The sequence below is a fragment of the Streptomyces sp. NPDC006463 genome, from assembly GCF_042870715.1.
In the GTDB taxonomy this organism is placed as follows: domain Bacteria; phylum Actinomycetota; class Actinomycetes; order Streptomycetales; family Streptomycetaceae; genus Streptomyces.
Window position 1 is genome coordinate 104,334 of record NZ_JBIAHP010000003.1, and the last position, 18,771, is coordinate 123,104.

16 protein-coding genes and 1 pseudogene are annotated in these 18,771 nt (G+C 72.8%); 7 read left to right on the forward strand and 10 right to left on the reverse strand.

The window, feature by feature from the left end; genetic code table 11:
• Nucleotides 1-26 precede the first annotated feature (26 nt).
• The gene (locus ACFYOB_RS07520; protein WP_388555881.1) at nucleotides 27-773 is read right to left on the reverse strand and encodes a hypothetical protein; all 747 of its coding nucleotides are present in this window, start codon (nucleotides 771-773) and stop codon (nucleotides 27-29) included.
• Between the two features lie 64 nt (nucleotides 774-837).
• Nucleotides 838-1,275: an SRPBCC family protein gene (locus ACFYOB_RS07525; protein WP_388555884.1), complete on the reverse strand. Its 438-nt coding sequence runs from the start codon at nucleotides 1,273-1,275 to the stop codon at nucleotides 838-840.
• 156 nt (nucleotides 1,276-1,431) lie between these two features.
• Here ACFYOB_RS07525 and ACFYOB_RS07530 point away from each other — a divergent pair, with 156 nt between their 5' ends.
• Nucleotides 1,432-1,617 carry a DUF5999 family protein gene (locus ACFYOB_RS07530; protein ID WP_328924488.1) on the forward strand — a complete coding sequence of 62 codons (186 nt, stop codon included), beginning with the start codon at nucleotides 1,432-1,434 and terminating at the stop codon, nucleotides 1,615-1,617.
• A 146-nt stretch (nucleotides 1,618-1,763) separates the two neighbouring features.
• Here ACFYOB_RS07530 and ACFYOB_RS07535 read toward each other — a convergent pair whose 3' ends face one another.
• Nucleotides 1,764-3,860: an ATP-binding protein gene (locus ACFYOB_RS07535; protein ID WP_388555887.1), complete on the reverse strand. Its 2,097-nt coding sequence runs from the start codon at nucleotides 3,858-3,860 to the stop codon at nucleotides 1,764-1,766.
• A 62-nt stretch (nucleotides 3,861-3,922) separates the two neighbouring features.
• Nucleotides 3,923-4,915: a fibronectin type III domain-containing protein gene (locus tag ACFYOB_RS07540; protein WP_388555890.1), complete on the reverse strand. Its 993-nt coding sequence runs from the start codon at nucleotides 4,913-4,915 to the stop codon at nucleotides 3,923-3,925.
• Nucleotides 4,916-5,132: 217 nt separating this feature from the next.
• Here ACFYOB_RS07540 and ACFYOB_RS07545 point away from each other — a divergent pair.
• The 3 genes and pseudogenes from ACFYOB_RS07545 to ACFYOB_RS07555 all read left to right on the forward strand — a co-directional run.
• Nucleotides 5,133-5,339: pseudogene (locus ACFYOB_RS07545) on the forward strand (hypothetical protein); the annotation flags it as partial.
• Complete coding sequence (locus ACFYOB_RS07550) at nucleotides 5,333-5,527, forward strand: hypothetical protein (RefSeq protein WP_388555892.1); 195 nt, start codon at nucleotides 5,333-5,335, stop codon at nucleotides 5,525-5,527. The pseudogene ACFYOB_RS07545 and the gene ACFYOB_RS07550, both read left to right, overlap by 7 nt.
• 143 nt (nucleotides 5,528-5,670) lie before the next feature.
• Nucleotides 5,671-7,239, forward strand: a complete 1,569-nt coding sequence (locus ACFYOB_RS07555; RefSeq protein WP_388555894.1) for a hypothetical protein — start codon at nucleotides 5,671-5,673, stop codon at nucleotides 7,237-7,239.
• A 67-nt stretch (nucleotides 7,240-7,306) separates the two neighbouring features.
• Here the strand turns inward: ACFYOB_RS07555 and ACFYOB_RS07560 are convergent, their stop codons facing one another.
• The 4 genes from ACFYOB_RS07560 to ACFYOB_RS07575 all read right to left on the reverse strand — a co-directional run bounded on the left by ACFYOB_RS07560 (nucleotide 7,307) and on the right by ACFYOB_RS07575 (nucleotide 12,963).
• A complete protein-coding gene (locus tag ACFYOB_RS07560) occupies nucleotides 7,307-7,924 on the reverse strand; it encodes a cytochrome b/b6 domain-containing protein (protein WP_388555897.1) in 618 nt (205 codons plus the stop codon).
• Nucleotides 7,908-8,561, reverse strand: coding sequence for a molybdopterin-dependent oxidoreductase (locus ACFYOB_RS07565; RefSeq protein ID WP_388556757.1), 654 nt, complete (start codon nucleotides 8,559-8,561; stop codon nucleotides 7,908-7,910). The genes ACFYOB_RS07560 and ACFYOB_RS07565 overlap by 17 nt, the downstream gene beginning before the upstream one ends.
• 165 nt (nucleotides 8,562-8,726) lie before the next feature.
• Entirely contained in the window at nucleotides 8,727-12,431 is a 3,705-nt protein-coding gene (locus tag ACFYOB_RS07570) for a helix-turn-helix domain-containing protein (RefSeq protein ID WP_388555899.1), read from the reverse strand.
• 166 nt (nucleotides 12,432-12,597) lie between these two features.
• Nucleotides 12,598-12,963 carry a hypothetical protein gene (locus tag ACFYOB_RS07575; RefSeq protein WP_388555901.1) on the reverse strand — a complete coding sequence of 122 codons (366 nt, stop codon included), beginning with the start codon at nucleotides 12,961-12,963 and terminating at the stop codon, nucleotides 12,598-12,600.
• Nucleotides 12,964-13,280: 317 nt separating this feature from the next.
• On the opposite strand from ACFYOB_RS07575, the gene ACFYOB_RS07580 reads away from it, so the two are divergent.
• Nucleotides 13,281-14,342, forward strand: coding sequence for a nitrous oxide reductase family maturation protein NosD (locus ACFYOB_RS07580; protein ID WP_388555903.1), 1,062 nt, complete (start codon nucleotides 13,281-13,283; stop codon nucleotides 14,340-14,342).
• A 34-nt stretch (nucleotides 14,343-14,376) separates the two neighbouring features.
• Complete coding sequence (locus tag ACFYOB_RS07585) at nucleotides 14,377-15,447, forward strand: methyltransferase (RefSeq protein ID WP_388555905.1); 1,071 nt, start codon at nucleotides 14,377-14,379, stop codon at nucleotides 15,445-15,447.
• Nucleotides 15,448-15,533: 86 nt separating this feature from the next.
• Here ACFYOB_RS07585 and ACFYOB_RS07590 read toward each other — a convergent pair whose 3' ends face one another.
• The gene (locus ACFYOB_RS07590; protein ID WP_388555908.1) at nucleotides 15,534-15,791 is read right to left on the reverse strand and encodes an acyl carrier protein; all 258 of its coding nucleotides are present in this window, start codon (nucleotides 15,789-15,791) and stop codon (nucleotides 15,534-15,536) included.
• Between the two features lie 14 nt (nucleotides 15,792-15,805).
• Entirely contained in the window at nucleotides 15,806-16,927 is a 1,122-nt protein-coding gene (locus ACFYOB_RS07595) for a SchA/CurD-like domain-containing protein (protein ID WP_388555910.1), read from the reverse strand.
• A gap of 148 nt (nucleotides 16,928-17,075) precedes the next feature.
• Between ACFYOB_RS07595 and ACFYOB_RS07600 the strand changes: the two genes are divergently transcribed.
• Entirely contained in the window at nucleotides 17,076-18,716 is a 1,641-nt protein-coding gene (locus tag ACFYOB_RS07600) for an FAD-dependent oxidoreductase (RefSeq protein ID WP_388555913.1), read from the forward strand.
• Nucleotides 18,717-18,771 lie beyond the last annotated feature (55 nt).

Here is an 18,771-nt window from a genome sequence, read left to right on the forward strand (position 1 = left end):
GTGGCGCGGGGGCCCGGGGGCGGGCCTCAGCGCCGCGGCGCGAGGCACAGGGGCGCGGCCTCCAGGCTGCGCTCGGAGACGCTGATCAGCTCGCCCGCGGCGCAGGTCGCGCCGGGGGTGTCCAGCCGCTTGGTGATCCGGTACCTGGCCAGCGCGGAATCGCAGCCCTCGACGACCAGCTCCTCGGTGCGGAAGCGGTCCGCGTCCTGCACGCACGTGCCCACGGGGAGCTTCCTCGGGCCGCTGTCGTCGCCCGCCAGCAGACCGATCAGGATCAGAGCGGGGAACGCGAGGATCACGGCGAGCAGCGGGACGAGGCCGACCAGCGCCACCGGGCGCCGCCACAGCGGCCTGCCCGGGTCGAGCGGGGGCATGGCGCCGCCCACCGGCGGACCGAGCTTGCGCAGCCTTCCCCACGGGGCGAGGTTGGTCAGCAGGGTGACCGGCGTGATGAACACGGACAGCGGGCCCCACCAGCCCTGCCACAGGGTCTTCGCGGACATGTCGCGGACGACGGCGAGCCCGCAGTCGCGGCAGAACGGCCCCTTGCGGCTGAGGAACCGCATCAGCACGACCATGCCCTGATGGCCGTGGACCGTCGTCTCCGCGACGGGCAGCGCCCCGCAGACCCGGCAGCCGTAGGCCCCCTGCTCCGGCGTGAGGCCGGCGTACGGGCCCGGGGGCTGGTGCGGAATGTGCGGGCCCGCCTGCCACGGCGGCGGCTGCTGTTGCCAGGAGTACGGGCCCTGCTGCGGCGGTGGCGGGGTGGCCACGGAGATCCCCCTCGTTCTCGCGGTGATCACCGGCGTGGTGACGGCTCGAACCCTAACCCGCCTCCTACGGGCGCAGAATGCCGCGCACGGCGCGGGAGAAGACGAACCGGCCGGCCGCAGCGACCACCGGGTCGAGCAGGCGGGGGATCCCGCGCAGGCGCAGCTCCTCGGTCCAGACGATCTCCGTGCCGCCGCCCGGAAGCGGGCGGATCGCGATCTCCGCCCAGCCCAGGACCGCGCGTCCGTGTTTGACGAGCCTCACCAGCCCGTCCGAGGCCCCGTCCGGCGGCCTCCAGAGCACGACCTCCATCGGATCGTCGAATGTGATCCTGCCCACACCCGTGCGTGCCGTGAAGAGCGTTCCGGCGCGCGTCGGAGGCTCCGTGACGATGATCGTCCGGGTGAAGGGGACCTGCGCGCCGTGGCGCTCCCAGTCCGTCAGCCTCCGCCAGGTCTCGGCCGCCGACAAATGGGTACGGTGAACAAACCGGATACCGGGCATGAGCGCATGGTAATCGGGCATACACACCCTGAACTGGACCGCCGATATGGGTTCCGTCCGGGGGTGGCGATCAGCAATACTCACCGCCACCGTGGATCGCGGATTCGACCGGGTGACCACCGGCTCTCCCGCCCCACATTGCGAGGAGGTGCGCCGATGTGCTCACACCAGCCCCCCTGTCCTGCCGTAGACAGCGCAGACCACGATGCCGCCCGTACCGTGGCCTTCCATCCCGAACAGGGCTGGAGCCTGCTGTGCAACGGCGCCGTCGTCTTCGACGACACCGGTGAACTGCTCCCCGATGGCCGTGCGGTGGAACCCCGCCGCCCGGTCCTGGTCTGAGCGAGGAGGCAGCATGCGCCAGCAGCTGATCCGCAAGCCCGTCCCCAAGCCCGCCCCCCGAGACCTGGATCTGCGCACACCGTCGGGCAGACCCCTCCCGTACTGACGGGAGCCCAGGATCTAGCGAGCCGTCCACCGGCTGCCGGTCAGCCGGTGGACGCCGCCGCGCCGCCCCGGAACGCCGCCTCGAACGCGGCGTCGCCGATCGCCGCCCTGGCCTGCCGCTCGCCCTGGTCCCGCAGGGCCCTCAGCGAGGGCGCGCCGCCCATCTGCGGCCGGCCGACCGTGCGCCACCAGGCGTGCCCGGTGCCCAGCAGCCGCGCCGCCAGCTCCCCGTCGCCCAGCCCCGCCACCGCCGCGGCCAGCAGGTCCAGGCCCAGCGCGATGCCGAAGCGGTCGCCGAGCAGCCGTTTGCCGGACAGCATGGCCCGCACGTGCCGGGCCGCCTCCCCGTGGTCGCCCAGGCCCAGTGCGGCCACCGCCAGCACGTAGTCGGCGTACGCCCGCAGCCAGCGCTCGCCCAGCTCCGCGCAGGTCTCCCGCAGGGACCACGCCTCCTCGGTGGCCTCGTCGAAGCGCCCGAGGTCGCACAGGGCGTAGCTGGTGGCCAGCTTGCACAGCAGCCAGCCCGGGCCGCTGGTCCGCCCGCCGTGGCCCGCCCGGGCCCGTGGACCGCCCAGCGCCAGGGCCCGTACGGGGTCGCCCGGCATCAGCACGGACGCCGCCTGCAAGTAGGCCGCGCGCAGCTCCCGTTCGGGGTCCGCGAGCGGGGCCGCGCCCCGGGCGCACTCCTCGCCGGTCCGGCGGGCCGTGTCCATGTCGCCCTGGAGCAGCGCGGTCAGCCCGAGGGCCCACACGGCCTGGTTGTGGGCGGCTCCCGCGGCCGGGGCGGCGTGCAGCGCCCGTTCCAGGAAGCCGCGGCCCTCGTGCACGTGCCCGCACGCGAACCAGTAGAACCACAGCGCCCCGGCCATCTCCAGCGCTGCCGCCGGGTCGTTGCCCAGCAGATGCTCCAGGGCCGTACGCAGCTGCGCGTGCTCGGCGGTCATCCTGCGGTACCAGTCCACCTGCTCCGGGCCGAGCCAGCCCCGGTCGGCGGCCTGGCAGAGGGCCCCGTACCAGTGGGCGTGCCGGTCGGCGACGATCCGCCTCTCGCCGAGCTCGCCCAGCCAGTCGTGCCCGTACTCGCGGATCGTGTCCAGCATCCGGTAACGGGCTCCGGCGCCCCGCTCCTCGGTGCGCCGGACCACCGACTTGGCGACCAGGCCCGCCAGCACCCGCTCCACCCGCGAGGCGGGCAGCGGGCCGCCCGCGCATACCGCCCGGGCGGCGGCGACGTCGAAATCCCCGGTGAAGACGGAGAGCCGGGCCCACAGCAGCCGTTCCAGCGGCTCGCACAGCTCGTGGCTCCAGCCGATCGTGGTCCGCATCGTCTGGTGCCGGGGCAGCATGACGGCCCGGGTGTCGGCGAGCATGTCGAAGCGCTCGCCGATCCGTGCGGCCATCTGCTCCAGGGTCCACAGCCGCATCCGGGCGCCGGCCAGTTCCAGGGCGAGCGGGATCCCGTCGAGGCGGCGGCAGAGCTCGGCCGCGACCGCGGTCCGGCCGGCGTCCTCGAAGGTGGCGGACGCCTGCGGGGTCGCGGCGAGGGCGCGGGCGCGGAACAGGGCGAGGGCGTCGCTGTCGGGCCCTTCGCAGGGCAGCGGACGGATCTCGACGACCTCTTCGCCGGGGGAGCCGAGCGGCTCCCGGGAGGTGACCACGACCGTCAGCCCGGGTGCGGACTGCAGGAGTTCACCCACCAGGTGGCGGCAGGCAGCCACCAGGTGCTCACAGGTGTCCAGGACGAGGAGGAGTTCCTTGTCGGCCATCCACGCGCACAACTCCTCGTCGAGCGAGCGCGCGGAGTGGTCGGCGAGACCGACGGCGTGGGCGACGGCCGTGGCGAGCAGGGCGGGGTCGCGCAGCGGCGACAGCTCCACCCAGCACACGCCGTCCTGCCGGTCCCGGCCGGCCGCGGCGGTGGCCCGCAGGGCGAGCCGGGACTTGCCGACACCGCCCACCCCGGTGAGTGTGACCAGTCTTCGCTCGCGCAACAGACCGGCGAGGAGGCAGAGTTCGCCCTCCCGGCCGACGAAGCTCGCCGATTCCGGCGGCAGGTTCCCCGGCGCGGCGCCAGAGTCTGGCCCGCCGCCGCCTGCGGAATCTGGCTGATTGTTGTTGACCGAGTACTCACCGAACACGGAAGTATTGTGCGTGATCTCCTTGCCCGACAATGCTGTTCAGGCCAGATCGTTGCCGGATTTCACGCTATGAGGGTGACTGTCCGCTCCGCCGAGAAAGCGCCCCAGTTGCCGTCGGGCAGCCGGGCGCGCAGTTTCACCGCCCACGCGGTACCGGCCGGCTCGGTCACCGTGATCCGGTGCTCCGCCCGTCCACTGGGGACCGCGCCGGTGCCGAACTGGATGACGGTGGTGGGCCGTCCGTTGACGTAGAGCTCGTACTCGCTGGTCTCGCGCCCGGTTTCCGGGGCGGTCCAGGCGAGGGTGACCGCGCCGGGGGAGGCGGTCGCCGTGAACTCGGCGGGTGCGGTACCCGGTCCGTCACCGGAGGCGGGCGGGGTGGTCACGTCCACCGCAGGGCCGTCGGGGGAGGAGTTGTCCGCCCCGTCGCGGGCCCGCACGGTGAACGTGTAGACGGTGTCGGGCTGGAGGCCGCTCAGCGCGGTGCCGGTCTCCCCGGGGCCGGCGGTGTGGATCCGGACGCCGCCCTGGTAGACGTCGTACGCCGTCACGCCCGTGTCGTCCGTGGCGGCGGACCAGGACACCCGGGCGGCCCGGGGCCCGGTGGCCCGGGCCGTGGTGGCGGCCGGGGCGGTGGGCGCCAGGCGGTCCTCGGCGGATGCGGCCGGGGTGGTCGCCCGTACGGCCGGACCCGTCCCGGAGAGGTTCCCGGCGGCGTCCTTGGCGCGGACCGTGAAGGCGTAGCCGGTCTGCGGGGTGAGGCCGGTGATGTCCACCATGGTCTTCTCTGCCGGGAGTTCGCGGACCAGGTGGCCGGACTCGAAGACCTGGTAGCCGGTCACTGCGTCGCGCACGGCGGCCGCTTCCCACATGACGTGCACGGTCGTGGCGCTGCCGGGCTGTGCGGTGAGTCCGGCGGGTGCGGGCGGGGCCTCGGTGTCGGGCGCGGTGCACGCCGTCAGTCCGGCGAGGCCCAGGCACAGCGCGAAGGCCAGGCGCGGGCCGAGGACCATGCGCGGAGCGAGGGTCGGGGCGGTGCGTCGCACGGGTGCCATCCTCCGCTTCCTCGTAAAGGTCTAGACATATATGGCACGGGGGTCGCGGGCCCGGCAAGACCCCTGCCGTGCCCGGTTCGGCTTCTTCTGGTCACGCCCGGCATGTGCCCGGTACGACAAACCGGCGGCCCTGGACGCCGCCCTCGGAAGTGGGAACGTGTGTCGCCGAGTTGACGGAACGTGTCGGCCCTCGGCGGCGATCTGCTCACCCGCCGGCGCCGCGAGCGGTGCGTGCCTCCTCGCCGTCGGCCACGATCCGGTGCTGCTGGGGCGCTGGTGTGACCGTACGACCCGCTGGAACGAGATCGTCAAGGACCGGCCGACCGTCACGGACGGTCAACACCCGTACGGAGGACACGTCTTTCGCCCGTCGGCACCCCTGCCTGCGCCACCATGGCGCCGAGTAAGGAGGTTTCGATGGTGATTTCCCTCTCCGTGGTCGTCCTGCTCCTCATCCTCGCCTGGATCTTCGTGCGCAGCGGCGGGCTCAAGTTCTCGCACGCCGTCGTGTGCGTACTGCTCGGCTTCTACCTCGCGAGCAGCAGCATGGCCGCGACCATCCACGACGGTCTGACGGCCACCGCGAACGCGGTTTCCAGTCTCAACCCCTAGTGGATCGTTGATCGACTGTTGCGCCCTCGTGAATCATCCGGCTCTTCCATGGACTCCTCGGGCAGTGCGATCTAGCGTCTGGCGGCGGTGCGATGTCAGACGTGGTGTCAATAGAACTGCAGAGAAGACGGAGGAGGTCCCGGATGTTCCGAAGAGCGCTGAACTGCGCCGTGGTCCCGGTCGTCGCCGCGCTGACGGTGATGTACGGCGTCTCGGCGGCCCAGGCCGACGAGATACCCAAGGCCCCCGGCCACCGCCTGGTCAGCCACTACGACGGCAGCCCCGCGGCAGCGGCACCGCTGCCCGGCGAGGCGCCGCCGCAGCACCCCTTCCTCGCGCCCAACGGCCGCAGCGGCATGCACTCCGACGCGGCCGGCAGCGCCACGTCCCCCTGGAGCGGGCCGCTCGGCAAGAACCCACAGGTGACCAGCGAGAAGATCGCCGCTCTCGGCGGGGAATGCGCCACCGCCACCTTCGACGCGGGCGGCCGGCTCGTCACGGTGTGCGGCACCTTCTCGGGCTTCAAGGTCAAGCTCCTGGAGCCCCGTACGCTCGCCACGCTCGCGGAGTACCAGCTCCCGCAGCGTTCTTCCACTGTCGAGGCGATCACCTCGCTCGATTTCGCGAAGATCTTCAAGGACACCTCGGGCGGCGCCTACTTCTACCTGGACGACCAGGACCGGGCGGTGCTGGCCGACTCCCGACAGCACATCCTGCGCCTCGCCCACGTCCAGAACGCGGACGGCAGCTGGAAGTTCACCGTCGACGACGACTGGGACCTCACCGGCCAGGTCCCGCACGACTGCGTCAGCTGGACCAACCTGTGGCCCAGCGGCACCTGTGACCCCGTCACCTCCGTCATGCCCGACTGGAACGGCCGCATCTGGTGGGTCACCCGCCAGGGGCGGGTCGGCACCGTGGACCCGGCGACCTCGCGGATCCGCTCCGTCCGGCTCGACGGCGAGGAGATCCAGAACTCCTTCTCGGTCGCCGAGGACGGCGTCTCCATCGTCACCGACCACGCGCTCTACAGCTTCCGCGCCGCCGCCGACGGCACCCCCGAGGCACAGTGGCGCCAGACGTACGACCGCGGTACCGGGACCAAGCCGGGCTCCGTGAACCAGGGTTCGGGCACCACCCCGGACCTCTTCGGCAACGGCTACGTCGCGATCACGGACAACGCCGACGACCGGATGAACGTCCTGGTCTACAAGCGGGGCGTGGACGTGCCCGCGGACCGGCGGCTGGTCTGCAAGGTGCCGGTGTTCGGTCCCGGCGCCTCGACCACCGACAACTCCCTGATCACCTGGGGCAACAGCATCGTCGTCGAGAACAACTACGGCTACGAGAACCCCACCACCCTGCTGCTGGGCAAGTCCGTCGTCGGCGGCGTGGCTCGCATCGACGTCCGCGCCGACGGCAGCGGCTGCGACACGGTGTGGGAGAGCGCGATCCGCTCGCCCTCCGTCGTTCCGAAGCTCTCCACCGGGAACGGGCTGCTCTACTTCTACGAGAAGGAGCCCAGCTTCTGGGGCATCGACGCCTGGTACCTCACCGCGGTGGACTTCCGTACCGGTGAGCGCCGCTGGCGGCAGCTGACGGGCACCGGCGCGCTGTACGACAACAACTGGGCCCCGATCACCCTCGGGCCCGACGGCACCGCGTACGTCGGCGTCTTCAACGGCATCGTCGCGGTCCGCGACGGCGGCTGATCCCGCCGGCCGATCGTCTCGGCCCGGGCCCTCAGGGGAGCCGAGCCCCCGTCGTCACCGCGGGGGCTCACTCCTCGGGCCGCCACAGCGGGTGCTCGCGCGCGGCCCACGACCGCCCGACCGAGCCCGTGCGCATGCCGCGCCGAGCCTCCGGGTCGGCCAGGGCCTTGCCGATGTGCCCGGCGAGCACGATGCCGAGGGCCAGCGCCAGCCAGTCGTGGACGAAGGTGGCGGCGGTCCGCCAGACCAGCGGGGCGAGGCCGGTGAACCACATCAGGAGCCCGGTGCCGAGCATCACCAGGACCGCCCCGGCCAGCCAGCCCGCGTACACCTTCTGCCCGGCGTTGAACTTCCCGGCGGGCCGTGGCCCCGTGCGGTCCCGGCGCAGCGCGGCCCGCAGCCACTGGCGGTCGTGCGGCCCGAAGCGGTTCAGCCGCCGCAGGTCGGCGCGGAACGCGGGGGAGGCGAGGCCCAGCAGGAAGGGCAGCGGGAGCAGCAGCCCGGACCACTCGTGCACGGTGACGACCAGGTGGCGGCGGCCCACGAGTTCGGCGAGCGGCGGCAGGTAGAGGCAGGCGGCGCCCGCCACGCACACCAGGGCGAGCGCGGCCGTGGACCGGTGGACCAGGCGCTCGGCGCGGCTGAAACGGCTCACGCGCGCGGCCCGTTCAGACGGTGGGGGCATCGTCACGTCCGTTCGAGCGGCCGACCCACGCGTCGACGTCGTAGCCCAGCAGCTCCCAGTAGCCCGGCTCGACCTTCTCGGTGAGGGTGATCCCGGAGAGCCACTTGGCCGACTTGTAGAAGTACATCGGGGCGACGTACAGCCGCACCGGTCCGCCGTGGCTGTGGCCCAGCGGCCGGTCCTGCATCCGCAGGGCGACCAGGACGTCGTCACGGCGGGCCTGCGGGAGGGTGAGGCTCTCGGTGTAGGTGCCGTCGAAGCAGTCGAAGCGGATGGCGCCGGCCTCGGGCCGCACCCCGGCGGCGTCGAGCAGCCGCGACAGCGGTACCCCCTCGAAGGGGGTGCCCGGGACCCGCCAGCCGGTCACACACTGCACGTCCCGGACCACCCGGGTCTGCGGGAGCGCCCGCAGCGCGTCGAGGGTGTACTCCGCCGGGCGGTCGACGAGCCCGCCGACGGTGAGGCGGTAGTTCTCCGGGCCCCGCTCGGGAACGGACGAGGCGACCGAGTAGTAGCGGAACCCGCCGCCGTTCGGCAGCAGTCCGCTGATCCCGGTGGGGTCCTTGTCGGCGACGGCCTCGAAGCCGTGCTGGAGGTAGGGGGCGGTGACCAGCCCGGCCGCGCCGAGGCCGAGCATCCCCAGGACCAGCCGGCGCCCGACCGGGGTGCCCCGGCCGTCGGGGTCTGCGTGCTCTTCTGTGCTCACCCGCCGATTCGACCAGCGCCGGGCCCCGGAAGCCAGGGGTCGCGCAGGCACGTCAGACTTTCGTCACACCTGGCGGCCGGCGCCGCCGCCGGGACCTCAGCCGTGGCGGCAGCAGCGGTCGATCTCCGCGAGCCGGGCCCCGACGTCCAGGCTCCACAACCGCACGGTCCCGTCGGTGCTGCTGCTGGCCACCGTCCGCCCGTCGGGCGAGAAGGAGACCCCCCACACCGCGCTGGCATGGCCGGCCAGCGCGGCCACGAGGCGGCGCCCGGCCACGTCCCACAGCCGCACCGTACGGTCGTTGCCGCTGCTGGCCAGGGTCCGGCCGTCGGGGGAGAAGGCGACGCCCCGCGCGGAGCCGGTGTGCCCGGTGAGCGCCGCCTCGAAGCTCCGGCGGCGGGCGTCCCACAGGCGGACCGTCCCGTCGTTGCCGCTGCTGGCGAGGGTCCGCCCGTCCGGACTGAAGGCCAGACCCCGTACCGCACCCGTATGGCCGGTGAGCACGGCCGGCCGGGGGACTTCACCCGCAGCGTGCGCCGAGAGGTCCCACAGCCGTACGGTCAGATCGTCACCGGCGCTCGCCAGGGTGCGCCCGTCGGGGCTGAACACCACGTCGTTGACGAAGTCCGTGTGACCGGTGAGCACCGCGAGCGGGCGGCGTGCCGGGACGTCCCACAGCCGCACCGTGCCGTCCGCGCCGCCGGCGGCGAGCGTGCGCCCGTCGGGGGCGAAGGCCACCGCGAACACGGTCCCGCTCCGGCCGGAGAGGGTTGCCGCCGACGCGCGGGCCGCCACGTCCCACAGCCGGATGGTGCCGTCGGAGCCCGCCGAGGCCAGCGTCCGTCCGTCGGGGGCGAAGGCCACCGAGAACACCGTCTCGGTGTGCCCCGCGAACGCGGCCACCACCCGTCGCTCCGCCACGTCCCACACGCGCACCGTGTGGTCCGCTTCAGCGGTGGCCAGCAGTCTGCCGTCGGGGCTGTACACGGCGTGCCAGACCTCCGTGAACGGACGCGACGCCAGCACCGGGCCGCGCAGGTCCCACAGCACCACCGACTGGTCGAACCCGGCGGTGGCCAGCACGGCGCCCGCGGAGTCCACCGCCACACCGAGCACGTAGTCGGTGTGCCCGGCGAGCGTCGCCGTCAGCCGGCCGCCGCGCACGTCCCACAGCCGGGTCGTCCCGTCGCCGCCCGCGCTGACGACCGTCGTCCCGTCCGGCGTGTAGGCCACGCCGTTGACGTCGTCGCTGTGCCCGGTCAGCGTCGCGGTGATCCGGCGTCCCGCCACGTCCCACAGCCGTACGGTCCGGTCGACGCCCCCGGTGGCGACGGACTGCCCGTCCGGAGCGAACGCCGCCCCCAGCACCTCGTCCGTGTGCCCGGCGAAGACGGCCAGCGGGCGGGCCTCCACCGGGTCCCACAGCCGTACGGTCCGGTCCGAGCCGGCCGAGACCAGCGTCCGGCCGTCCGGCGCGTACGCCAGGGCGTTGACCCTGCCGGTATGGCCGTCGAGGGCGGCCACGGCCCGGTGCTCCCCGGCGGCCTCCCACAGCTGGACGGTCCCGTCGGGGGACCCGATGGCCAGCGTCCGCCCGTCGGGGGCGAAGGCCACCGCCCGGGCGCCGGTGGTGCTCGCCGGGAGGACCGCCGCCGTACGGCCGCCCGCGATGTCCCAGAGCCGCGCGGGGCCGTCCGTCGAGGCGGCGGCGAGTGTCCGGCCGTCGGGGCTGAAGGCGACGGCGCGTACCCGGCCGGCCATGGTGAAGGCCGCGGTCGTACGGCGGTCGGCCATCCGCCGCAGCGTCACCGTCCCGTCCGAACCGGCCGTCGCCAGCGTGCCGTTCCCCGGGGCGAAGGCCACGGCGTTCACGGGCCCGCCGTGCCCGCCCAGCCGGGCGATGAACGGCTGAGCCTGGGTGCTCAGCAGGGCTCCGCGCGCCTCGGTGGTCGCCGCCGTCCGGTACGCCTCCCCGGCGAGCCGCATCGACGCCTCCGGCTGGCCCGCGGCCAGCGACGCGGACTGCAGGGCGAGCGCCCTGGACCGGGCGACGCGCTCCTGGCCGAGCGCACCCGCGCGCTGCTCGTACGCCAGCCCGCCGGCGCCCACGGCGAGGACCAGCAGGACCACGAGCGTGGCCAGCATCCGCTGCCGCAGCCGCACCTGACGCCGGGCCTGCCGCTCGCGGCCGTCCTCCGCGGCCCGGCTCGCCCGCAGGAAGGCCTCCTCCAGCGGCCCGAGCCCGCTGCGGCCGTCGAGCTCGTCGGCCCACGCGCGGGCGGTGTCCAGCCGGGTCCCGCGGTAGAGGGCCGACGGATCGCGGTCCTCGCGCTCCCATTCGGCGGCCGCCTGGGCCAGCTGCTGGTGGATCAGCAGGCCCGCCCGGTCGGCCTGGATCCAGCCGCGCAGCCGCGGCCAGGCGTGCAGCAGGGCCTCGTGGGTGATCTCGACGGTGTCGCTGTCCATGGTGATCAGCCGGGCCCGGACGAAGGTGTCGAGCGCCGCCGCGGCCCGGCCGGCGTCGTCCAGCTGTTCCATCAGGGCGGTGCGGTTCAGTCGGCGGCGGGTCGCGCCCGTGCCGTCGGCGACGTGGACCAGGCGCACCAGGACGCGGCGGATCGTCCGCTGCTCGTCCGGGTACAGACGTGCGAAGACGGTCTCGGCGGTCCGCGCGATCGCGCCCTGGATGCCGCCGGTCCGCTCGTACCCGGCGACGGTCAGGGTGGCGCCCCGGCGTTGCTGCCAGGTGGCCATCAGCGCGTGGGAGACCAGCGGCAGTGCGCCGGAGGGGGTGTGGCCGGGGGTGTGCTCGCGCAGACCGGCGTCGCGCAGCAGCAGGGGGACCAGGCCCGGTTCGAGGGTGACCCCGGCGAGCTCCGCCGGACGCGTGATCGATTCCCGCAGCTCCGCCAGGGTCATCGGGGGCAGTACGAACAGTCCCGCCGTGAAGACCGTGGCCAGCTCCGGCACGTCCAGACAGCTGCCGGAGAAGTCCGCCCGTACGCCGAGCACCACCACGGCGGGATCCGGGCCGGCCCCCGCGGGCCCCGAGGTGGACAGGGCCGACAGCACCCGTACGAAGGCGTGCCGCTCCTCCTCGCCGGAGCAGAGGGTGAACAGCTCCTCGAACTGATCGATGATCAGCACGAGCCGGACGGGCGGAAGGCCGCGGCCCGGGTCCGACAGCGGGCGGACGGCTTCGAGCAGCACCTGAGGCCGGTCCCGCAGTTCCTGGGCGGTGATGCCGGGATCGCTGCCCAGGACCTTCGCGGTCCTGTCCAGCAGCTCCTCCAGCGGATGCGCGGTGGGAGTGAACCGCACCACCGGCCATTCGGCGGCGCCGGGCATCGGGAACCCGCCCGGGCGCCGCAGAGCCGGTACGAGACCGGCATTGAGCAGGGAGGACTTGCCGGCGCCCGACGGGGCGACCAGCATCAGCGGCCCACTGCCGACGCGTTCGAAGACCCGCTCGACCAGCTCGGCCGTCGCCCGCTCCCGGCCGAAGAACCACCCCGCGTCCCGCGCGGTGAAGGCCGACAGACCGCGGTAGGGGCACTCGCCGTCCGACTGCTGCCCGGTCCCCGTTTCCGTGCCCGTCCCCGTCCTGGCGCCGTCGCCGACGCCGGGCGGTCCCGTCTCCCGTACCATCCGCAGCAGTTCGCCCCCCGCCCCCAGTACCTCGTCGCAGCGGCGCGCCACGTCGGCGGTCACCCGCTTCGAGCCGGTCTCGATCTTGCTCAGATAGCCCTTGCTGTAATGCGTCCGGCGGGCCATGTCGGCGAGTGACAGACCGCGTTGCATCCGCAGACGTCGCAGCTGCGCGGGAAAGGGCGGTGTGGTGTCGTCGTCGGACGATTCGTGCTGGTGATCGGATTTGCTTCGGCGGTCCGGATCCCCCAAGACATCCCCCATGGCGCGCCCGGGCAGTGAGATGGCACTGCCCAGGCTACAGCCGGGGTCGGACCGATTACCCCCGGTTGAGGCGGATCGAGTTGATGGGCGTCAGGTCGGCGTAGACACCGGTCCCCGCGGCGATCGGGCTGCCGCAGCCGCCGCCGTTGCTGCCGGTGCACAGGTTTGCGGTCGCAGCGCCGTACTGGTTGTTGAGCACCCAGTGGTTCCCGTACTGGTTGCTCAGCTTGTGCGCCCCGTAGCTGTAGAAGACGTGGGTCGGCTTGACGGCGGGGTTCTGGTTCTGAGGGTAGATGCAGACCGCCCCGTCCGGGCAGCCGGCCCACGCGTCGGCCGGCTGGGCCACGGAGGTACCGCTGAGCGCGATCACGGCGGCGGCTGCGGTGGCGAGCGCGGCGGCTCCGCGGAACATCTTGCGCATGATTTCCCCTTGGGGTCGTGCCTGGTGCGGACGGTTCCAGCCTGCGGGCGCCGGGCACCGGGGTCGACGGGTTTCCCGTTGCCCGTCGGGGGAGCGCCCGGGAAACCCCCGGCGACCAGCCCGGCCGCGCGCCGGAGGTCAACGCCCGCGTCCCGGGTGGCCCGGGCGGCGCGTTCCGCGGGCTGGTCGCAGGCCGCCAAGGCGACGCGCGGACGGCCACTCGTCCGGACCTCAAATTGAGGCCGTTTGCCCACGGGTTGTGTTCTTCCGCTTGTCCATTGTGGCGATTTGCCCGGATCGCCCATAACTTCGGAATTGTGACGAATCGACAGCTCACGGTCCTCGCATGCATCTCAGTGGTCATGGCCGCAGGCCTCGGCGTGGCGGCGCCGCCCGCCGAGGCGGCCACGCACACGGTGCATCCGGGCGAATCGATCCAGCAAGCGGTGGACGCCGCACTGCCGGGAGACCGCATCCGCGTGCTCCCCGGCACCTACCACGAGAGCGTGAACATCACGAAGCCCCTGAGCCTGCGCGGGTCGGGGCCGGAGACCGTGATCATGCCCCCGGCCGCGCCCGCGCGCGCCGAGAACCCCTGCGCGCAGAGCGGCAACGGTATCTGCGTCATAGGAGCCGCGGAGAAGACCGTGGACCGGGTGAGCATCCGGTCGCTGACGCTGAGGGGCTTCAGGAAGAGCGGTATCTGGGCGACCCGTACCGACCGGATGAAGGTCGAAGGGGTGATCGCCGAGAGGAACGGCACCTGGGGCATCGCCCAGGAGCGGTCCACCCGGGGGGTGTTCCGGCACAACACCGCGCGTGACAACGCGGAGTCCGGCATCTTCGTCGCCAACACCATCGACCGCGAGGGCGGCGCCACCGACACCGGCGGTGCCGTGATCCGCGACAACATGCTGACCGGGAACCGCATCGGGGTCACGGTCAGGCGGGTGCGGAACCTCTCCGTCAGCGACAACATCCTCACGGGCAACTGCGGCGGGATCTTCGTCGTCGGCGACGAGGGCGAGCCGGGCGCCGGCGCCATGGTCATCCGGGGCAACTGGATCTACGAGAACAACAAGTTCTGCAAGGGCAACACCCGCCTCCCGGCCATCCAGGGCGTGGGCATCGTCCTGACCGGAGCCGAGGAGACGGTCGTCCGTTCGAACTCCATCCGCGGCAACGTGGGCTCCTCGCCGCTGTCCGGCGGAATCCTGCTGTTCAAGAGCTTCGTGGGCGCCCAGAACACCGACAACGTCATCAAGGACAACGACGTACGGGGCAACCAGCCGGCGGACCTGGCCAACCAGGGGACGGGGTCCGGCAACACGTTCGTCGGCAACCGGTGCGGGACCTCCCAGCCCGCGGGGATGTGCTGACCGTGATCCCCCTCATCAGTGGAATCGAGGCCGTATGACCACGGTAAGCACCACCCCCACCACCACCACCACCGCCGCTCCCGCGGCCGCCCCCGCCCCCCAGCCGGCGATGAGGCTGCGCGAGCTCGTCTTCGGCGCGGCGATCGCCGCCGCCGTGCGCGCGGCGGCCCGTCTCGGAGTCGCCGACGCGCTCGGGGAGTCGCCCGCCACCGCCGCCGAGCTCGCCTCGGCGCTGGACTGCGAACCCAAGCCGCTGAACCGGCTGCTCCGGGCCCTTTCCTGCTACGGGGTCTTCGCGGAGACGCCGGACGGGAAGTTCGTCCACACGGAGATGTCACGCCTGCTGCGCGAGGACGATCCGCACAGCCTGCGCTACATCTCCCTGTGGTGCACGGAGCCCTGGACCTGGCAGGCCTGGCCCCGGCTCGACGACGCGGTGCGCTCCGGGGGGAGCGTCTTCCACGACCTGTTCGGCAAGGGCTTCTTCGACTACCTGCACCAGGACGCGCACGAGTCCGCCCACGTGTTCAACCGGGCCATGACCACCTCCAGCATGCAGTCGGCGCTGGACGTCGCGGAACTCCTCGACCTCACCGGGGTCTCGGTGGTCGCGGACATCGGCGGCGGCCAGGGCCACGTGCTGGCGAGCCTGCTGGAGAAGCACCCGTCCGTACGAGGGGTCCTGCTCGACCTGCCGGGAGTGGCGGCGAAGGCGGATCCCCGGCTGCGCGAGGGCGGTCCGCTCGCCGAGCGGACCGAGATCCTCCCCGGGGACTGCCGTGAGGCGATCCCGGTGGACGCCGACCTGTACATCATCAAGAACATCCTGGAGTGGGACGACGACAGCACCCGCAGGACCCTGCACAACGTCATCGCGGCGGCCCGCCCCGGAGCCAGGGTCGTCATCATCGAGAACCTGGTGGACGACACCCCGTCGATGAAGTTCACCACCGCCATGGACCTGATGCTGCTGCTCAACGTGGGCGGTGCGAAGCACACCAAGAACAGCCTCGTCACGCGGATGGCGGACGCCGGCCTGGAGGTCGGCGAGATCCGGCCGGTCAACCCGTACCTGCACGCCTTCGAGTGCACCGTCCCCGGGTGACGGCGGCCCTCACGCCCGCGCCCCCGGGACCGGCACGGAGCCGGTCCCGGGGGCGCGGGTTCTTCTGATCGCGGCGGACTCCCGCGTCACGCGCCCGTCATCAACGCGTTGTTGACGAGGTCCAGGAACTCGCGCGGCGACCTGCACCGGTCCGCATCGGGGGGCAGGGGCCGTCCGTGCCGGTTCTCCAGCTCCCCGACGATGCCGAGCAGCCCCAGGGAATCGAGCCCCCACTCGTCGAAGCCCGCCTCGGGCCGGCTCGCCATCTCGGCGGCATCGACGGTGACGCCCGCGCCCTTGTGCATCAGAGCGGCCAGTTCTTCCATCGTCAGTCGAGCGGTCATGACGGACAATCTCCTCAGGCTCTCGCCGGCGGACGCCGGTCGGTGATCAGATGCATTTCGGAACGTTCCAGGAAGCGGGAGATCTCCTCGTCTGTCGTGGGGACACCGTCCGTGGCGCTGTCGAGCAGCCGGGCGAGCACGGCCGCCTTGTGGTCGCCCTCGACGCCGGCCGCCAGAGCGGGCCGGGCGTCGAGCTTGCCGTGCATGTCGAGGAGCCGGACGACGAAGTCGTCGCGCTGGAAGACGGTGCTGGCCACGATGGGGCTCGCGGGATCGCCCACGGCAGCCTCGTCCTGTCCGGCCAGCAGCCGCGCGAGCGCCATGCCGCACCCGTCCTTGGCGGGATAGAACAGCGCACGCCGCCGCACGTCTTCGGGCTCGGGCCCACCGGACGACACGTGGTGCACGGCGGGGAGCGCCGCCCGGGTGAAGAACATCCGGGCGGATCCGGGGTCACTGAGGTCCCGGTCCTGCTCCAGGTACGGATTGAGGGCTGCCTCCACGGCCCTGACCTCGGGCTGTCCGGCCACATGGCGCAAGGCTGCCAGGAGGTCGCCCTCCACCTCGACGGCCCGTACGACCCGGTTCCCGTGCATGAAGACGGACGTACGGCGCAGCCGGGTCTTCTCGTCCACCTGGGTCTGCGGGGAGCAGTACCCCGCCAGCAGCTCCGCGACGACGGCCTCGCTGCCCGGCTTCACGGTGAAGGTGAGGGCGTGGCGCACGACGCCGTCCCCCCGCCGGGGAGCGGAGGCGATCGGGCGCGGTTCGGCCGATCTCTCCGTTACGGAGGACCTGCCGGTCTCCCGCAGCACGTTGAACCGCAGCGAGCGGGTGTCCCGCACGCAGTCGTGCAGGGGTTTGACCGCCGCGACGTGCTCCTCGCTGTTCAGCCAGGACAGGAAGCGCGGTGCGCTCTCCCATTCGCTGGTGATGAGCCACTGCGACGGGTTCTCGATGGACTGGCACAACTCGTCGCTGATGTGTCCGGGGACGGACGACACCTGCCGACGCATGTGCTCGTAGACCTCGAGGAACTGATTCTGAGCCCCGTCGTACAGGTCCAGCAGCAGCACGACGCGAAGCCTCGCGCCGTCGAAGGCGGACTGGGATATCCGTTCCGACAAGGTCGTCATCGTTCACACTCCTTCGAGACATCGCGGTCGCCACGGGGCGGCGCCACCCGAACCGATCGTGGTCCGTTACTGCCATCGGCGCGAGAGGAGAGATCCAAGCGGGTGAACGGGCGAGGGAACGCCCCTCGGGCAGGGCATGAGAAGTGCCATGAAGGAAAACGTCGACCACCGCGTCCCGGTCCTCATCGTGGGCGGCTCGCTGGTGGGCCTGTGCACCTCGCTATTTCTGGGCCGGCACGGCATCAGGCACATGCTGGTCGAGAAGCATGCGGGCACCTCGATGCACCCGCGCGGACGCGGGATCAACGTACGGACCATGGAGCTGTTCCGAGTCGCCGGCGTGGAGGGCCGGATCCGTGAGGCCGCCTCGGTCCTGGCGGACAATCACGGCATCATGCAGGGCGGCTCGCTGACCGGTGACGACCTGGAGTGGCTGTTCGAGGAGATCGACCCGGGGGGTGGGCTCGCCCGTTTCAGCCCGGCGGCGTGGTGCCTGTGCAGCCAGAACGACATCGAGCCGGTGCTGATGTCCGTGACCCCCGAGCTCGGGGCGGACCTGCGGTTCTCCACCGAACTCCTCTCCTTCGACCCCGACGACACCGGTGTGACGGCGATCGTGAAGAACCGGGAAACCGGGGAGCACAGCACCGTCCGCGCCGACTACCTCGTCGCCGCGGACGGGCCGCGCAGCCCCGTCCGGGAGCAGCTCGGCATCGGCCAGAGCGGCCACGGCGACCTGTTCCACAACGTGAGCGTCACCTTCCGGTCCCGCGGACTCGCGGAAGTGGTCGGAGACCGGCGTTTCATCGTGTGCTACCTGACCAAGCCCGGCGCGGACGGGGCCCTGCTCCCCGTCGACAACCGCGAGCGGTGGGTCTTCCACGCGCCGTGGCACCCCGACCGGGGGGAGACGATCGACGACTTCACCGACCAGCGCTGCGCCGAGCACATCCGGCGGGCCGTCGGCGCGCCCGACCTTGACATCGAGATCACCGGGAAGGCCCCGTGGCACGCCGCCGAGCGCGTCGCCGAAAGGTACGGGACCGGGCGGGTCTTCCTCGCGGGCGACTCCGCCCACGAGATGTCCCCCACCGGGGCGTTCGGCTCGAACACCGGAATCCAGGACGCGCACAACCTCGCCTGGAAGCTCGCCGCCGTGCTGAACGGCTCGGCGGGTCCGCGACTGCTGCAGACCTACGAGGCCGAGCGGCTGCCCGTCGCCAGGGCGACGAGCGAGCGCGCCTCGGCCCGCTCGGCGGAGCACAGCCACCCGGGGTACGAGCCCGAGTCCGCGCCCGCACCGCGCGGTGGCGGCCGGCCGGGCGGGGTCCTCTCCGTCGCCATGGGCTACCGCTACAACCTGGGCGCCGTCCTCGGCACCGACCCGGAACTGCCCGTCGTGCCCGAACGGATGCGGCTGACCGGCGAGCCGGGCACCCGCGCGCCGCACATGTGGCTGCGGGGGCCCGGCGGGCGGACCTCCACGGTGGACCTCTACGAGCGGTCGTTCGTGCTGCTCAGCTCCGAGGGCACCCCTTGGCGGGCGGCGGCGCGGTCCGCCGCCGGGCAGCTGGGCGTGGGCCTGGACGCGTACGCGATCGGCACCAGCCCCGAGGCCGACCTGGCTACCGAGGAGGGCGCCGACTGGGCCGAGGTCCACGGCACGACGAAGACCGGGGCGGTCGTCGTACGCCCGGACGGCTTCGTGGCCTGGCGCTCGGCGGAAGCCGTGGCCGATCCCGAAGCCGTCCTGCACGAGGTCCTGAGCGCGCTGCTGTACCTGTCCTGACCGACCGGCATCCGGCCCTGCGTACCGCCCCTGCGGCGTGGCGCAGGGCCGGCCT

Coding starts and splice junctions, on each gene's coding strand:
- ACFYOB_RS07525 (WP_388555884.1), bottom strand. CDS start 1,275: ATGCCCGGTATCCGGTTTGTTCACCGTACCCATTTGTCGGCGGCCGAG.
- ACFYOB_RS07530 (WP_328924488.1), top strand. CDS start 1,432: ATGTGCTCACACCAGCCCCCCTGTCCTGCCGTAGACAGCGCAGACCAC.
- ACFYOB_RS07540 (WP_388555890.1), bottom strand. CDS start 4,915: ATGGCACCCGTGCGACGCACCGCCCCGACCCTCGCTCCGCGCATGGTC.
- ACFYOB_RS07550 (WP_388555892.1), top strand. CDS start 5,333: ATGGTGATTTCCCTCTCCGTGGTCGTCCTGCTCCTCATCCTCGCCTGG.
- ACFYOB_RS07555 (WP_388555894.1), top strand. CDS start 5,671: ATGTTCCGAAGAGCGCTGAACTGCGCCGTGGTCCCGGTCGTCGCCGCG.
- ACFYOB_RS07560 (WP_388555897.1), bottom strand. CDS start 7,924: ATGCCCCCACCGTCTGAACGGGCCGCGCGCGTGAGCCGTTTCAGCCGC.
- ACFYOB_RS07565 (WP_388556757.1), bottom strand. CDS start 8,561: ATGCTCGGCCTCGGCGCGGCCGGGCTGGTCACCGCCCCCTACCTCCAG.
- ACFYOB_RS07570 (WP_388555899.1), bottom strand. CDS start 12,431: ATGCAACGCGGTCTGTCACTCGCCGACATGGCCCGCCGGACGCATTAC.
- ACFYOB_RS07575 (WP_388555901.1), bottom strand. CDS start 12,963: ATGCGCAAGATGTTCCGCGGAGCCGCCGCGCTCGCCACCGCAGCCGCC.
- ACFYOB_RS07585 (WP_388555905.1), top strand. CDS start 14,377: ATGACCACGGTAAGCACCACCCCCACCACCACCACCACCGCCGCTCCC.
- ACFYOB_RS07590 (WP_388555908.1), bottom strand. CDS start 15,791: ATGACCGCTCGACTGACGATGGAAGAACTGGCCGCTCTGATGCACAAG.
- ACFYOB_RS07595 (WP_388555910.1), bottom strand. CDS start 16,927: ATGACGACCTTGTCGGAACGGATATCCCAGTCCGCCTTCGACGGCGCG.
- ACFYOB_RS07600 (WP_388555913.1), top strand. CDS start 17,076: ATGAAGGAAAACGTCGACCACCGCGTCCCGGTCCTCATCGTGGGCGGC.